Source organism: Streptomyces lasiicapitis (assembly GCF_014646335.1).
Lineage (GTDB): Bacteria > Actinomycetota > Actinomycetes > Streptomycetales > Streptomycetaceae > Streptomyces > Streptomyces lasiicapitis.
In genome coordinates, this window is sequence record NZ_BMNG01000014.1 from 278,116 (window position 1) to 293,481 (window position 15,366).

12 protein-coding genes are annotated in these 15,366 nt (G+C 71.7%); 9 read left to right on the forward strand and 3 right to left on the reverse strand.

Annotated elements, in window-relative coordinates:
- Positions 1-73: 73 nt before the first annotated feature.
- The 3 genes from IEY91_RS30190 (at position 74) to IEY91_RS30200 (ending at position 5,547) form a co-directional block, all read left to right on the forward strand.
- Positions 74-1,843, forward strand: coding sequence for a serine/threonine-protein kinase (locus IEY91_RS30190; protein ID WP_189176364.1), 1,770 nt, complete (start codon positions 74-76; stop codon positions 1,841-1,843).
- Between the two features lie 160 nt (positions 1,844-2,003).
- Positions 2,004-3,620, forward strand: a complete 1,617-nt coding sequence (locus tag IEY91_RS30195; RefSeq protein WP_164321612.1) for a succinic semialdehyde dehydrogenase — start codon at positions 2,004-2,006, stop codon at positions 3,618-3,620.
- An 85-nt stretch (positions 3,621-3,705) separates the two neighbouring features.
- Positions 3,706-5,547, forward strand: coding sequence for a GMC family oxidoreductase N-terminal domain-containing protein (locus IEY91_RS30200; RefSeq protein ID WP_189176365.1), 1,842 nt, complete (start codon positions 3,706-3,708; stop codon positions 5,545-5,547).
- A gap of 117 nt (positions 5,548-5,664) precedes the next feature.
- On the opposite strand, the gene IEY91_RS30205 is transcribed toward IEY91_RS30200, so the two are convergent.
- Complete coding sequence (locus IEY91_RS30205; protein ID WP_229697302.1) at positions 5,665-6,837, reverse strand: LAETG motif-containing sortase-dependent surface protein; 1,173 nt, start codon at positions 6,835-6,837, stop codon at positions 5,665-5,667.
- A 307-nt stretch (positions 6,838-7,144) separates the two neighbouring features.
- Between IEY91_RS30205 and IEY91_RS30210 the strand changes: the two genes are divergently transcribed.
- Positions 7,145-7,546, forward strand: coding sequence for a hypothetical protein (locus tag IEY91_RS30210; protein ID WP_164321608.1), 402 nt, complete (start codon positions 7,145-7,147; stop codon positions 7,544-7,546).
- 197 nt (positions 7,547-7,743) lie between these two features.
- Positions 7,744-8,640, forward strand: a complete 897-nt coding sequence (locus IEY91_RS30215) for a hypothetical protein (protein ID WP_189176366.1) — start codon at positions 7,744-7,746, stop codon at positions 8,638-8,640.
- 667 nt (positions 8,641-9,307) lie between these two features.
- Here IEY91_RS30215 and IEY91_RS30220 read toward each other — a convergent pair.
- Positions 9,308-9,643 (reverse strand): chorismate mutase, encoded by a 336-nt coding sequence (locus IEY91_RS30220; protein ID WP_189176367.1) that lies wholly within the window; start codon positions 9,641-9,643, stop codon positions 9,308-9,310.
- Positions 9,644-9,958: 315 nt separating this feature from the next.
- On the opposite strand from IEY91_RS30220, the gene guaA reads away from it, so the two are divergent.
- Complete coding sequence (gene guaA / locus IEY91_RS30225; protein ID WP_164321604.1) at positions 9,959-11,539, forward strand: glutamine-hydrolyzing GMP synthase; 1,581 nt, start codon at positions 9,959-9,961, stop codon at positions 11,537-11,539.
- A gap of 86 nt (positions 11,540-11,625) precedes the next feature.
- Here guaA and IEY91_RS30230 read toward each other — a convergent pair whose 3' ends face one another.
- Positions 11,626-12,105: a pyridoxamine 5'-phosphate oxidase family protein gene (locus IEY91_RS30230; RefSeq protein WP_189176368.1), complete on the reverse strand. Its 480-nt coding sequence runs from the start codon at positions 12,103-12,105 to the stop codon at positions 11,626-11,628.
- A gap of 193 nt (positions 12,106-12,298) precedes the next feature.
- On the opposite strand from IEY91_RS30230, the gene IEY91_RS30235 reads away from it, so the two are divergent.
- The 3 genes from IEY91_RS30235 (at position 12,299) to IEY91_RS30245 (ending at position 15,365) form a co-directional block, all read left to right on the forward strand.
- Positions 12,299-13,084, forward strand: coding sequence for a class II aldolase/adducin family protein (locus IEY91_RS30235; protein WP_189176369.1), 786 nt, complete (start codon positions 12,299-12,301; stop codon positions 13,082-13,084).
- A gap of 265 nt (positions 13,085-13,349) precedes the next feature.
- The gene (locus IEY91_RS30240; RefSeq protein ID WP_164321598.1) at positions 13,350-14,615 is read left to right on the forward strand and encodes a hypothetical protein; all 1,266 of its coding nucleotides are present in this window, start codon (positions 13,350-13,352) and stop codon (positions 14,613-14,615) included.
- Positions 14,616-14,837: 222 nt separating this feature from the next.
- On the forward strand, positions 14,838-15,365 hold the full coding sequence (locus IEY91_RS30245) for a DoxX family protein (RefSeq protein WP_164321596.1): 528 nt from the start codon (positions 14,838-14,840) through the stop codon (positions 15,363-15,365).
- Position 15,366 lies beyond the last annotated feature (1 nt).

Sequence of the window (15,366 nt, forward strand, 5' to 3'; positions counted from 1 at the left end):
TCCTGCATCACCCCGGTCACAACTGGGCACCCTGGCTGGAACCCGGGGGGCCGCGCACGGTACTCATGGGGGCATGAGTAATGACGGGGGAGCCTCCTACGGCCCGAACGAGACCACCAGCTACGGCCTGCAGCCTCCGCAGCCCCCGCAGCAGGGTGGCGGCGCGCCGTACCCCAATCCGTACGCGCAGCAGTCCGCACACGCCGTACCGAATCAGCCGAATCAGCCGAACCAACCGTCCCAGCCCGCGCAGCCGTCCCACGCGGCCCAGCAGCCGCCCTCGCCCACCCAGGTCACGCAGGCCGAACCCGGCTCGGGGCGGCTGATCGGCGGGCGCTACCGGCTCCTGTCGAAGCTCGGCCACGGCGGCATGGGCACGGTGTGGCGGGCCAAGGACGAGACGGTGGACCGCGAGGTCGCCGTCAAGGAGCCGCGCGTCCCGGACCATCTGCCGGAGCGCGAACGCGCCAACGCCTTCGAGCGGATGCGCCGCGAGGCGCGCGCGGCCGCCCGGCTCGACCACCCGGCCGTGGTCAACGTCCACGACGTCGTCGTCGAGGACGGCCAGCCGTGGATCGTGATGGAGTTCGTGCGGGGCCGCTCGCTCGGCGCGGCGCTGCGGGACGAGGGCACGCTCGGCGTGCGCGACGCGGCCCGGGTCGGCATCGAGGTGCTCGGCGCGCTTGAGGCCGCGCACGCGGCGGGCGTCCTGCACCGCGACGTGAAGCCGGACAACGTGATGCTCGGCCAGCACGACCGCGTGGTCCTCACCGACTTCGGCATCGCCCAGATCGAGGGCGAGACGAATCTGACGGACACCGGCGGCTTCGTCGGCTCGCCCGAGTTCATCGCGCCGGAGCGGGTGCTCGGGCAGCGGCCCGGACCTGCCTCCGACCTGTGGTCGCTCGGCGTGGTGCTTTACGCGGCGACGGAGGGCGTGTCCCCGTTCCGCCGCAACAACACGCCCGCGACGCTCCAGTCCGTCCTCAACGCGACGCCCGCCGCGCCCGCGTCCGCGCAGGGCCCGCTCGCCGACGCCATCAACGGCCTGCTGCACAAGGACCCCGCGCACCGCCCGAACGCGGCCCGGGTCCGCGCGCTCCTCGACGACGCCCTCAAGCCGCCGCAGCCTCCGCAGCTTCCGGCCACCCAGCTCGTGACCGCCGGGTTCGCGGCGGGCGGTCCGGCGCCTGCCCCGGACCGGGGCAGGGGCGTGTTCCTCGGCCCCAAGGCGCTGGTGGCCGTCGGCGTCGTGGTCGTCGCGGCGGTGGCCGCGGGGGTGGTGCTCGCCGTGGACCCGTTCGGCGGCTCGTCGGACACGGAGGGCTGGAAGCAGCGCGAGGAGAAGACGCTGGGGGCGACGCTTTCGGTGCCGGAGGGGTACGAGAAGACCGCTTCGGATCCCAGCACGCCCAAGGAGCACTGGGTCACGTACACCGACACGAGCGGCGCCCTCTCCATCACCCTGGACCTCACCAAGAAGTCCGAGGACGACCTGAACTACATCGCCGGTACGTCGATGGCCGAGGCGTACGAGGACGTGAAGACGCTGGAGGGCGGAGGCTCGGTGGGCGCGTTCAGCCCGGACGAGTTGGGCCCCGGCAAGAAGTCGACGACGCAGGGCGATTACAAGGGCAGGCAGTCCGCCGAGAACGTGATCCCGTACACGAACAAGGAGTCCGAGGTCCGCTTCCCGCGCGAGGCCAAGGTCTTCTACTACAAGACCAAGTCCGGCGACATGTACAAGCTGTGGATCGACTACCCGGTCAAGAGCGACTTCACCGAGCGCGGGCGTGAGGTCGCGAAGACGGCGATCGACAACTTGGAGATCGCCAAGCCGTGAGCCAGGCGGCGGGGGCCGACCAGGAACGCCCTGATCAGCACCTTTGTCGCCAGCAAGCACTGGCAGGGACCGAAGCTGCCCCCGGCCACCTGTGCGTGGTCGGTGAAAGCTCGTTACCCATGGGTACCCAAAGCGTCCGCTCAGGCATACGCTCACGTCCATGACGGACTCGCTGGCCCCCGCCAAGCCCCTCGGTACGAACCCGGTCGCCCCGGCCCCCAGCGGCGTACGGACCGCCGCGGACGTGGTCACGCCGGAGCTGGTCGCCCAGCTCACCCGTGAGGTGATCGGCTCGGGCCGGACGGCCAACCACACGCCGTTCACCGGCGAGAAGCTGGCCGATCTGCCGGAGTCCACGCCCGAGGACGTGGCGACCGCCTTCGAGCGGGCGCGCGCGGCGCAGGTCCCGTGGGCGCGCACGCCGGTGCGCCAACGCGCCGCCGTGCTGCTGCGCTTCCACGACCTCGTGCTCCAGCGCCAGGCCGAGGTCCTCGACCTCATCCAGCTGGAGACCGGCAAGGCGCGCCTGCACGCGCACGAGGAGGTCCAGGCCGTCACCGTCGCGGCCCGCCACTACGGCCGCCGCGCCGGCGCCTATCTGAACCCCAAGCGCCACACGGGCGTCGTACCGACCCTCACCAAGGTCACCGAACTGCGCCAGCCGCGCGGTGTCGTCGGCCAGATCGCCCCCTGGAACTACCCCCTCGAACTGTCCATCGGCGACGCCCTGCCCGCCCTCGTCGCGGGCAACGCGCTGGTCATGAAGCCCGACACCGAGACCGCCCTGACGGCGCTCTGGGCCCGGGACCTGATCATCGAGGCGGGCCTGCCCGCCGAGGTCTTCCAGGTCGTCCTCGGCGAGGGCCCGGTCATCGGCCCCGAGATCGTCAAGCACGCCGACTACGTCTCCTTCACCGGCTCCACCCGCACCGGCCGCGAGGTCGCCGCCGGCGCCGCCGCCCGCCTCGTCGGCGTCTCGCTCGAACTCGGCGGCAAGAACGCCATGCTGGTCCTGCACGACGCCGACGTGGAGAAGGCCGCCGCGGGCGCGGTCCGCGCCTGCTTCTCGTCCGCCGGTCAACTGTGCATCTCCATCGAGCGGTTGTACGTTCACGAGGCCGTCGCGGACGCCTTCGTCGAGCGGTTCGCCGCGAAGACCAGGGCGATGCGGCTCGGGCGTTCGCTCGCGTACGGCGCCGAGATGGGCTCGCTCGTCGGCGAGCGGCAGTTCGAGACCACCAAGCGGCACGTCGACGAGGCCGTCGCCAAGGGCGCCACGCTGGTCGCGGGCGGCACGGCCCGGCCCGACATCGGCCCCTACTTCTACGAGCCCACCATCCTGGACGGCGTCGAGTCGCCGATGGCGGTGTGCAACGAGGAGACCTTCGGCCCGGTCGTCTCGATCTACCGCTTCACCGACGAGAACGAGGCCGTCGAACTCGCCAACTCCACCTCCTACGGTCTGAATTCCTCGGTCTGGACGAAGGACGGCAGGCGCGGCCGCGCCCTCGCCGCCCGCCTCCGCACCGGCACCGTCAACGTCAACGAGGGCTTCGCGCCCGCCTACGGCAGCGTGCAGTCGCCGATGGGCGGCATGAAGGACTCTGGCCTCGGCCGCCGCCACGGCTCCGAGGGCATCCTCAAGTACACCGAGGCGCAGACCGTCGCCCACCAGCGGCTCATCCCCCTTGCGCCGTCCTTCGGCATGACCGACGAGCAGCACGCGGCGTTCATGACGACGAGCCTGAAGGTCATGAAGGCGTTGCGCTTGCGCTAGCCGCTTCCAGCCACCGTCCAGCCCCTTCGCCTCCGCCGGCCGCGCCGTTCCGGCCCAGCGGAACCGTTCTCGACGAGGAGAGTCGATGTCACAGGAGAGCTCTGCCCAAAACCGGGGCGGCGACCGCGACGACGACGGGTACGACTACGACGTCATCGTCATAGGCTCCGGCTTCGGCGGCTCCGTCTCCGCGCTGCGGCTCACGGAGAAGGGCTACCGCGTAGGCGTCCTGGAGGCGGGCCGCCGCTTCACGCGCGCGCAACTGCCCAAGAACTCCTGGGACATCAAGAACTACCTGTGGGCACCGGCGCTCGGCCTCTACGGCATCCAGCGCATCCACCTGCTCGGCAACGTGATGGTCCTGGCGGGCGCGGGCGTGGGCGGCGGATCGCTGAACTACGCGAACACGCTCTACGTACCGCCTGCGGCGTTCTTCAACGATCCGCAGTGGAAGGACATCACGGACTGGCAGGACGAGCTGCGTCCGTACTACGAGCAGGCCAAGCGCATGCTCGGCGTGCGGCTCAACCCCACGACCACCCCCTCGGACGTCCATCTCAAGGCCGCCGCTCAGGCCATGGGGGCGGGCGACAGCTTCCACATGGCGCCGGTCGGCGTCTTCTTCGGTGACGGTCGGGACGCCACCGGTGATTCAACGGCCGGGCCCGGCGCGGAAGTTCCCGACCCCTACTTCGGCGGCGCCGGACCCGCGCGCCGCGCCTGCACCGAGTGCGGCGAGTGCATGACGGGCTGCCGCCACGGCGCGAAGAACACGCTCAACGAGAACTACCTGTACCTCGCGGAGAAGGCCGGCGCCGTCATCCACCCGATGACGTCCGTCGTCGCCCTCACCGAGGACTCGCGCGGCGGCTACGCCGTCGGCACGCTGCCCACCGACAACAAGCGCAAGGGCAGGGGCCGCACCTTCCGCGCCCGCCGCGTCGTCCTCGCCGCCGGCACCTACGGCACCCAGACGCTGCTGCACCGCATGAAGGACAGCCATCTGCTGCCCCGCGTCTCCGGGCGCCTCGGCGAGCTGACCCGCACCAACTCCGAGGCCCTGGTGGGCGCCCAGACCACCGACCGCCGCTACCGCAAGCAGCACGGCGGCGGCCTCCTCGGCACCGACGGCAAGGTCGACTTCACCAAGGGCGTGGCCATCACCTCGTCCATCCACCCCAACGACACGACCCACATCGAGCCCGTCCGCTACGGCAAGAAGTCCAACGCGATGGGCGGCATGACGCTGCTCCAGGTCCCGTACACCATGAAGGGCGGCAAGGCTCGCGTCGCCGGCTGGCTCGCCAACACCGCCCGCCACCCGCTCCTGACGGTCCGCTCGCTGTCCAACTACCGCTGGTCGGAGCGCACCATCATCGGCCTGGTCATGCAGACCCTCGACAACTCGCTGACCACGTACCGCAAGGAGAAGGGCGTCGGCAAGGGCCTGCTGACCGCCCGCCAGGGCCACGGCGCGCCCAACCCCGGTCAGATCCCGGAGGCCACCCGGGCCGCGACGATCATCGCCGAGGAGATCAACGGCTTCCCCGGCTCGAACGTCGGCGAGCTGATGGGCACCCCGCTCACCGCGCACTTCCTCGGCGGCTGCCCCATCGGCGACAGCGCCGTCACCGGCGTCATCGACGCCTATCACCGGCTGTACGGCCACCCCGGCATCTCCGTCGTCGACGGCGCCGCGGTCTCCGCGAACCTCGGCGTGAACCCCTCGCTCACGATCACCGCGCAGGCCGAGCGCGCCATGTCGTTCTGGCCCAACAAGGGCGACACGGACCCGCGTCCGGCCCAGGGCGCCGCGTACGCGCGGATAGCGCCGGTCGAGCCGAAGTCTCCGACGGTCCCGGCCGATGCCTTCGGCGCGCTGCGGCTGCCGTTCGTGGCGGTGCCGACGGTCCCGCCGAAGAAGTAGGCGGCGTACGGAGGATCAGGCAGCGTACGGAGACGTCGGCGGCGTACGGAGCCACGTACGCGAAAGGACCTGCACCCCCCTCCGAGTGCAGGTCCTCCGCGTTCTGGGGGACGGCGCCTAGGCGGCGGCGTCCGAGTGGGAGCGGCGACGCACGACGTACACCGCGCCTCCGCCCGCGACGACGGCGATGCCGCCGACGATGCCGATGGTCGGCAGCATGGAGCTGGAGCCGGTCTCGGCGAGGTTGCCGGTCGGCGGGATCTCCGCGGTGTCCGGGACCGTCTTGACCTGCTTGGCGGGGGCGCCCTGCGGCTTCTTGTCGTCGAGGACGGGCGGCTCGACCGTGCCCGGCCGCGGCTTGGCCTCACCGGGGTTCTCGTTGTCGCTGCCGGCCTTCAGGACGGTGAAGTCGAAGAACGCGAACGCGTTGTGCACGCAGTTCAGCTCGGAGTCGAGGTAGCCGCCGAGGCCGAGCGCGTAGCCGTCGCCCGCCGGGGCCTTCGCGCTGATGTTCAGGCGCAGCTTGATCTCGACCTGCTCCTGGGCATTGAGCGTGGTCTTGCCGAACGAGACGCCGCTCTCGACCTCGTCGACGATCGACTTCCAGCCCTTGGCCTCGGGGTCGTAGAACTGGATCCGCGCGTAGGTGCTCAGCCAGTCCTTCTCGTCCTCGCTCTGCGAGAAGTTGTCCACGGCGGCGAGCCACTCGACCTCGCCGAGGTCCTCGTCGCTCGGGTTGGCCGCGGTCAGCGTGAACTCGTGCCAGCCGCTGCCCGCGACGATCTTGCCGGGCAGGCCGGAGAGTTCGAGCTCCAGCTTGTTCTCGGCGTCCTCGCCGGTGTCCTCGTCGGCCGGGCACTCGGTGGGCTCGTCCGTGGGGGTGGTCTCGTCCTCGGGCTTGGTGCCCTCGTCGCCGCCGGGCTCGGTGTCGTCGTCACCGGGCTTGGTGTCGCCGCCGGGCTTGGCCGGGTCCTCGGGCTTCTCGTCGTCACCGGGCTTGTCGTCGCCCGGCTTCGCGGGGTCGTCCGGCTTGGTGTCGTCGCCGGGCTTCTCGCCCTCGCCGGGCTTGGTGTCGTCGCCGGGCTTGGCGGGGTCCTCGGGCTTCGTGTCGTCGCCCGGCTTCGCGGGGTCCTCCGGGCCGGGCGTCTCCACCGGCGGAGTCTCGGTCGTGCTCGCGGACGGCGTGGTGTTCGCGTCCCCAGTTGCGAACGCGGCCGGGGCGGAGAGCAGCGCGAGCGGGGCGATCGCTGCCGTCGCGGCCGCGGCGGCCAGAGCACGGCGAAGCTTCATGAAGACCTCAGAGAGTCCGGCGCACCGCGCGCCGCGCGGTACGGAGGTGGAGGCCTCCGCGACAGGCGCGGAAGTGGCCGTTGTTACGCATGGATGACCTGCGTCACCAGGGAATGGTTGTCCCAGGACTCACAGAAACTTTATGTGGTTTGGGTCACATGTTCGGGGGTCGCGAAGGGGTCCGGCTTGTGCGGGCGCGGTGGGGTGTCGTAGAACTTCCCCCGTTTGCAAGCGAGATGACGAGATGAAGCGGATCCATTCAACGGTTCCGCGGATCCATTCGACGGTTCTGGGGGGAACAGTGTCCGTGCAGTCGCCGCAGGAGCCCGAGCGCGAACCCGACGACGGGGCGTCCATACCCGACGAGGTGTGGCGCAGGTTCGAGGAGGACAGCGAGCGGGACATCCGGGCTTCCGCGCCGAAGGAGCCGTCCGCGCGGGCGCGCATGGTCGCCGAGCGCCTGCGCCGCCTGGACGAGGAGGCGGCCCGGCAGCAGGCCGAGGGCACCGTCGGCCGCAAGCGGCGCAGGCGCAAGGAGGAGTCCGCGCAGCCCTGGCGCCCCGACGAGTGGCGCTCGGCGCCCACGGGGCCGCGGCGGTCCGAGCGGTCGCAGCGGTGGCGGCAGGTGCGGAGCGTGCTGATCGTGGGCGGCTGCATGATCCTTGCGATCGCGCTCCTGAGTCCCTACCGGTTCTGGCCGTGGCTGTGAGGTTCGGCGGCTGCCGGTGGGGTGTGGGGTGGGGTTTCGGTGCCTCTGTACGCCGCGAAGGGACCCACGGAGTACGCCGCGAGGGAACCGCGGACGGCGATCTTCAGTCGTAGAAGGGGTGCGGGTGACTCCGCATGGACGTGCGAGGCGTGTGCGCGGCGTGATGTGCGCGGGGCACGCGAGGAAAGTGGGGGAACGTGAAGTCTGTGTCGCGTGTCGTGGTGGCCGTGTCGGTCGCGGCCGCTCTGGGTCTGACCGCCGCGTGCAGCAGTGGTGGCGACGGTGACGGAGGCGACGGGGGCCGTGACGGCGGCAAGTCGTCGACGTCGCAGGCGAAGCCGAAGGGGCCGGGGGGCGGGGCTTCTGGGGGCGGCGGCTCGGAGGCGGGTGGCTCTGGGGGTTCCGGGGGCTCCGGTGGTTCCGGTGCCTCCGACGGCTCCGGTGGCGAGTCCCCGGCCGCGAAGAAGCTGACGGCATCGGCCCTGGCCAAGGGTGACCTCGACCGTTACGACTACGACGTCCTCGCCAAGGAGCAGTCGAAGCTGGAGGCCGCGTCGGACGGCGCCCCGGCGAACCCGGCCGCCTGCCGCCCGCTCTCGGACATGCTCGCCGCCGCCATCCCGCCCGGGGCGAAGGCCCACCTCGGCCGCACGGCGGCGACCAAGAGCAACCGCGACAGCGCCTCCACGGACATCGAACTGTTCGCGTACGCCGACTCCGGCGCCGCCCGCAAGGCCCTCAAGGAGCTGCGCGCGGCGGCCAAGTCGAAGCGGTGCGACACGTTCCGCGCGGGCAACATGCGCTACAGCGGCGTCGCGCCCCTGCCCGCGCCCGACAAGGGCGACGAGTCGGTGGCGTACAAACTGGGCAGCCGGCAGGACGAGTACGTGAAGCGCCGCACCGTCGTCGTCGTGCGCGACGGCTCGACCCTCCTGTCCTTCGCCGCGACGAACTTCTACGACCCGGCGGGCGTGGCCGGCGACGAGGAGAGCCGGGACTCCGGGGGCCTGGACGCTCCGGGCCCGGACAAGGCGGACGACGCGCCCAAGGTCCCGCCGGTGCTCATCGACGCGCAGCTCGGCAAGATGAAGTAGCGCGCGACAGAGCGAAGGGCCCCGCGGGACGGATCCGCGGGGCCCTTGGCTGTCAGCACCGACGTCAGGGCAGCGTCGGTGCCTCGGGGCGGCGCCGGGGGGAGGGCGCCGCGCTGGTCGTGTGAGCCGGTGGCCTACCCGGCGCGCAAGGGGCGCGCGGCTGGTGTAGACCATTGGCAATCAAGTTGTGGAGAGCGGTGCCCGAACCCCGTCCCCTCTACGCATCGTGGAGGATGGCCGGTTCTCCGCGCAACCGTTTCGACGACATCTTGGAACGGCGGGGGACATGGGCGGGGAAACAGGAGGTGAAGGGGGCGAGGGCCGGTCGGCCCCGGGCGTCCCCGGAGCCGGCCGTTCCCTGGGTGACCGGGCTGCTGTCCCCTGCCGTCCGGTCACTTCTCTGGAGCGAGGTCCCACGGCGCACACGTGCTGCGTACGCCTCATCGCTCCAGCGGAGCCACGCGTGGTTCTTGCGGACCGCCCCTGGCTGGCACGGACACCGGGACCAACGAAGACCGTCCGGATCCGGTCACGCGCCGTACGGGTGAGAGGAGATCCGAACTCAGGTCCGTGGCGCAGCGGTTCCGTGTTTTCCGGGACATTTCCGGGGTGTCCCGGAGTCTTCCCCGGGGCGTCCCCCGAGCTCGGCCTCCTGCTGCGGCGGTGCTCAGACGCGGCCCCGGCACAGCTCAAGGAGCGTCATGGCGAGCTGCGTGCCGGGCTTGCCGAGGGCGTCCCTGTAGTGGCCGAGAACCTCCATCTCGCGGGAGAGGTTCACGCGCCGCCCGCCCGAGCCGATGCGGGCCTCCTGGATGACCGCGGAGACGGCCATCCGTTCCTGGACGAGGCCGATGATCCGGTCGTCGAGCGCGTCGATGCGCTCACGGGCACCGCCGATCAGCTCGGCGGCCTCGGGGGTGCGGGCGCCGGTCTTCTCCGTCGGGGAGGTCGGGGTCGTCGCGGTCGGGGTCGTCGGGGTGGCGGGCGTCGTGGTGGCACTCATGGTGGGGCTCCTTGATCCGGTGGCGGTCGGCGGTGCCCCGGGGCGACGGTGGCCCGGAAACGACAGAACGCCCCGGGCCGTGTGGCCCGGGGCGCCTGGGAAGTCGCTTGGCTTTACGTCAAGCAGCTCGACCATGGCAGCCGGCGAGCCGGATGCCATAGGTAAAGACGAAGGTCGAGTGCGAACGCATGGGGGGAGTGTACGCCAGCCGCCCCCCGGCCCGTCGAGGGCGAAAGAACCACCGCGGGCACCCCCGCCCCACCCCCCGTTAGAATCGGCAGCACACACCCCTTGCTCACCGCCGGAAGGCAAACCGTGCCAGTAGCGCCGCCCGCCGCCCCCGACACCGTCCTGGTCGTCGACTTCGGAGCGCAGTACGCCCAGCTCATCGCCCGCCGCGTCCGCGAGGCCCGGGTCTACAGCGAGATCGTGCCGAGCACCATGCCGGTCTCCGAGATGCTCGCCAAGAACCCCGCGGCGATCATCCTCTCCGGCGGCCCGTCCTCGGTCTACGCGGAGCACGCCCCGTCGGTGGACCGCGCCCTCTTCGAGGCCGGCGTCCCCGTCTTCGGCATGTGCTACGGCTTCCAGCTGATGGCGACCTCCCTCGGCGGCACCGTCGACGACAACGGCGCGCGGGAGTACGGCCGCACGCCCCTGCATGTGTCGAAGTCCGGCTCCACGCTCTTCGAGGGCACCCCGGACGAGCAGTCCGTGTGGATGTCGCACGGCGACGCCTGCAGCGCCGCCCCCGAGGGCTTCACCGTCACGGCGTCCACGGACGTCGTCCCGGTCGCGGCCTTCGAGAACGACGAGAAGAAGCTGTACGGCGTGCAGTACCACCCCGAGGTCATGCACTCCACGCACGGCCAGCAGGTCCTGGAGCACTTCCTGTACCGCGGCGCGGGCCTGACCCCGTCCTGGACCACCGGCAACGTCATCGACGAGCAGGTCACCGCGATCCAGGCCCAGGTCGGCACCAAGCGCGCCATCTGCGGCCTGTCCGGCGGCGTCGACTCCGCGGTCGCCGCGGCCCTCGTCCAGAAGGCCATCGGCTCCCAGCTCACCTGCGTGTACGTGGACCACGGCCTGATGCGCAAGGGCGAGACCGAGCAGGTCGAGAAGGACTTCGTCGCCGCGACCGGCGTCCAGCTCAAGGTCGTCGACGCCCAGGAGCGGTTCCTCGCCGCGCTCGCCGGGGTCTCCGACCCCGAGGAGAAGCGGAAGATCATCGGCCGCGAGTTCATCCGCGTCTTCGAGCAGGCCCAGGCCGAGATCGTCGCGGAGGCGCCCGGGGACCAGCCCGTCGAGTTCCTCGTCCAGGGCACCCTCTACCCCGACGTGGTCGAGTCCGGTGGCGGCACCGGCACCGCCAACATCAAGTCGCACCACAACGTGGGCGGCCTCCCCGAAGACCTCGAGTTCCAGCTCATCGAGCCGCTGCGCAAGCTCTTCAAGGACGAGGTGCGCATGGTCGGCCAGGAGCTCGGCCTGCCCGACGAGATCGTCCAGCGCCAGCCCTTCCCGGGCCCCGGCCTCGGCATCCGCATCGTCGGCGAGGTCACCCGCGACCGCCTCGACCTGCTGCGCGAGGCCGACGCCATCGCCCGCGAGGAGCTGACCGCGGCCGGCCTCGACCGCGAGATCTGGCAGTGCCCCGTCGTGCTCCTCGCCGACGTCCGCTCCGTCGGCGTCCAGGGCGACGGCCGCACCTACGGCCACCCGATCGTGCTGCGCCCGGTCTCCTCCGAGGACGCCATGACGGCCGACTGGTCCCGCCTGCCGTACGAGGTCCTCGCGAAGATCTCGACCCGCATCACCAACGAGGTCGCCGACGTCAACCGCGTCGTCCTCGACGTCACGAGCAAGCCGCCGGGCACCATCGAGTGGGAGTAGTCCCCACGGCCCCGCAGGCTTCCTCGGCCTTCTCGGCCTGAACGCCGGTGCCGCCGCCCCCGATCCGGGCGGCGGCACCGGCGCTCTCACGTCCGCCTGGTCTTCTTCAGCGGCCGCCCCGGCCTCCAGAGCTGCACCGCCAGGTACTTCTCCTCCTCGATGTACGTCCGTACGACCTCCGTCAGTTCCGTACGGAACAGGTGGAACGCCGTCGGGTCCGGCGGCTTGACCTCGCCCACGTACAGCGCGACCGTCTCCGGGTCCCGCACCTCGACCGCCCGCCCCGCGATCCGTACGTCGCCGCCCGCCATCTCCGTGCCCGCCCCCGGATTCGCCTGCAGCGCGAACCGCGGATCGCGCCGCAGATCCAGCGCCTTCAACGAGTTCGGCATCATCCCGAGCCACAACTCCCCGTTCAGGAAACGCACTTCGAGCCCCGTCGTGCGCGGCGACCCGTCTTTGCGCAGTGTCGCCAGAATGTGGTGCGTGAACTGACCGAAGCGGTCCTCGACCGTCGCCGCCAGCTCGGGCTCCGCGGCCGCGAAGGCCGCCCAGTTGAACGTCATACGCCGAGTCTCCCGCCCAAACCCGACACGTACTGTCCCCATTCGCGCGCCGCCCTCGATTCTCCCGCCGTCGCCCGCCCCCTTCCCGTGCCGCCCTCCCGGCCCGGCTCCAGACTCCCTTCACAGGAGACCCCTGTTGTCCTGCGCTGACCGGCGGTAACTTCCGCTCCGTACGACCAGGGATGGAGGACACATGCAGGCGCCCACACCGATACCCGTCGAGCGGTTGCAGTTCGCGATGCCGCCGGTGCACGAGACGCCGGAGGACGAGCGGCGCCACCGCAAGGAGCGGCTCGCCGGTGCCCTGCGGATCTTCGGACGCCTCGGCTACGAGGACGGCGTCTCGGGGCACATCACCGCGCGCGACCCCGAGTACGACGACTGCTTCTGGGTGAACCCGTTCGGCATGCCCTTCAAGCACATCACCGTCGGCGACCTCGTGCTCGCCAACGGGGACGGCCAGGTCGTCGAGGGCCGCCACCACGTCAACCAGGCGGCCTTCACCGTCCACGCCCAGATCCACCGGGCCCGCCCCGACGCCGTCGCCGTCGCCCACTGCCACTCCACGCACGGCCGCGCCCTGGCCGCGCTCGGCGAACTCCTCGACCCGATCACCCAGGAGTCCTGCGCCTTCTACGAGAGCCACGCCCTGTACGACGGCTACACCGGCGTCACCGTCGACGCCGAGGAAGGCCGTCTCGTCGCCGCCGGGCTCGGCGACCACAAGGCCCTCATCCTGCGCAACCACGGGCTGCTCACCCTCGGCGGCTCCGTCGACGCCGCCGCCTGGTGGTTCATCTCCATGGAACGCTCCTGCCAGGTCCAGCTCGCCGCCCGCGCCGCCGGCCGCCCCGTCCTCATCGGGCACAAGGAAGCCGTCGGCACCCGCGAACAGCTCGGCAGCGACCTCGTGGCCTGGATCAACTACCAGTCGCTGTGGCAGGACATCAGCCGCAGCGAACCCGACTTCTTGACCTGACATCCCGCCGCGTCCCGCTCTTTCCGCACTTCCCTCACCCGTCCCGCCCGCCTCATTCACCGCACGCGCGTGCCCACGCGCGCGCCGCGTCAACCTGCGCACCACCGGACCACCCGCGCTGACCTGACCCGCGGAGCACGCACAGGCGTCCGTGCGGCACAATTCCCAGACACCGCAAGGAAGTTCACGGCCGCGCAACCGAACGCAGATCCGGACGCGCGTCCCGCGGTGGCCTCGGTCAAGGGTGGGGAAGGCGGCGTACGCGGTGGCGGTCCAGGAAGCCAGGCAGGGGGCGCACGGAGGTGGCTGCACGTGCGGCGACTGCCCGCACGGGGCGCGCGAGGGACACCGCCGCGCCGTGGCCGAATTCGTCGCCAAGCGCGACGAGTACGCGGCCGGGCGCGGCGTGCCCGCGGCCGTCGTCCACTCGGCGGGCGCCTCCCGCCAGTGGGTGTCGGACGAACTGACCCAGTCCGCGCGGGCCGTCGCCGACCGCAGCCGCGCCGAGGGCGAGGCCTGGCTCGGCCGGCTCTGGCCGCGCACCCTCGCCGTCGTCTGGGCCGCCGTCGTCGTGCTCCTGCTCGTCCAGGCGCTCACCGCCATCGGCACGGGCTGGACCGCCGCACGCACGGCCGGACTGCTCGCCGCGTTCGTCGTGGCCGCCCTCCTGAGCGGCGCCGCGTACCTGCACCGCGCCCGCGGCGGCGTCCTCGCCCCGGTCATCGGCGAGGACAACCGGCTCTCCACCTCGCGCGCCGTGGCCGCCTGCTGGGTGCTGTTCGTCGTCTTCGCCGTGCTCGTCCTCGCGGGCGAACTCGCCGCGGCCACCGGCCACGACGCCCGCGAGGACCTCGTCGACGGCCTCCGGCTCTCCCAGGCCGCGGCCCTGGTGACCGTCCTCGCCGTCGCCTGCGGCGTCGCCGTGCTCGTACGCCGTGTCGTCGGCCTGCGCGTCCTCGCCCAGCGGCTCCAGAAGGTGCGCGCCGACCGGCCGCGCGCCGCCGACCTGCTCACCGACGACGCGGGCCGCGGCCACTTCGCCGACGTCCAGTACGTCCTCGTCAGCGCCGTCGCCGTGGTCTTCGTCGGCGTCCGCCTCGCCCGCCGCCCCGAGCAGTTGCCCGACCTGCCGTGGGGCCTCGCGCTCCTTGTGCTCGTGTCCGCCGCGACATACCTGGCCGGCAAGTACGCCGAAGGCGGCCGGCCCGTCATCCTCTCCGTCGTCCGCTCCCGCGAGGCCGGCGACCTGGACGCGCCGATCCGCACCGGCGACGACATCGAGATCCGCGGCGCCGGCTTCGTCCCGCCCGGCGCGGGCAACGCCGACCGCCTGGCCAAGATGGCCGTCCGCATCGGCACCGTCCACGTCCACGTGCCCCTCGTGCCCGTCCCCGGCGGCTTCACCAACCCGACGGACGCCGTCCTCACCGTCCCCGTACCCGTCGACGTCGAGCCCGGCCGCGTCGAAGTCCAAGTGATCACCGCGGCGGGCGCCGAGACCAACCGCTGCACGATCGACGTCACCGACTGACCGACCCATCGCACCGCCACCGCGCGCCGCACGGCCTCCCGCACCGCTCCGAATGGACGCATGCACGTCCCCCTCCTGTGTGGCCCGGAACCCCGCACCTCGTGGTGGCTTCCGGGAAGATGCCGAGGAAACCGCCGCACGCCACTGAGCAGCGGCCTCCTCTCGTACGTATCGTCAGTTGACGGGTCAACGGCCGAGGCGCGGGAGAGGCGGCGGACAGCGATGGCTCATGGCATGCGCTCGGACAGCCACACCAGCTATGGCAGACGGAACGACTGGCGCGACAACGCCACTCGCTACGCCCTGCTCCCGCTGAGGATCTTCCTCGGCGTCACTTTCATCTACGCGGGCCTGGACAAGATCACCGACAGCGCCTTCATGAAGGAGAGCGGCACCGGCTCGATCGGCGAGACGATGCGCGGCGTACGCGATCTCGCGGCCTTCCCCGACCTCGTCGACCTCGCCCTGAAGAGCCCCGTCGGCTTCGGCTACGCCATCGCCCTCGGCGAACTGGCCGTCGGCATCGGCATCTTGATCGGCCTGTTCGCCCGCATCGCCGCGCTCGGCGGCGCCCTCATCTCCCTCAGCCTCTGGCTGACCATGAGCTGGCACGAGGAGCCGTACTACTACGGCAACGACCTCCCGTACCTGATGGCCTGGATCCCCCTGATCCTCGCCGGAGCCTCCTACCTCTCCGTCGACGCGTGGCTCGCGGAGCGGCGCAGAGGAGGCGGGCTCGGCCTGGGCTAGG

Coding starts and splice junctions, on each gene's coding strand:
- IEY91_RS30235 (WP_189176369.1), top strand. CDS start 12,299: ATGCAGGCGCCCACACCGATACCCGTCGAGCGGTTGCAGTTCGCGATG.
- IEY91_RS30195 (WP_164321612.1), top strand. CDS start 2,004: ATGACGGACTCGCTGGCCCCCGCCAAGCCCCTCGGTACGAACCCGGTC.
- IEY91_RS30190 (WP_189176364.1), top strand. CDS start 74: ATGAGTAATGACGGGGGAGCCTCCTACGGCCCGAACGAGACCACCAGC.
- IEY91_RS30200 (WP_189176365.1), top strand. CDS start 3,706: ATGTCACAGGAGAGCTCTGCCCAAAACCGGGGCGGCGACCGCGACGAC.
- IEY91_RS30245 (WP_164321596.1), top strand. CDS start 14,838: ATGGCTCATGGCATGCGCTCGGACAGCCACACCAGCTATGGCAGACGG.
- IEY91_RS30220 (WP_189176367.1), bottom strand. CDS start 9,643: ATGAGTGCCACCACGACGCCCGCCACCCCGACGACCCCGACCGCGACG.
- IEY91_RS30205 (WP_229697302.1), bottom strand. CDS start 6,837: ATGAAGCTTCGCCGTGCTCTGGCCGCCGCGGCCGCGACGGCAGCGATC.
- IEY91_RS30230 (WP_189176368.1), bottom strand. CDS start 12,105: ATGACGTTCAACTGGGCGGCCTTCGCGGCCGCGGAGCCCGAGCTGGCG.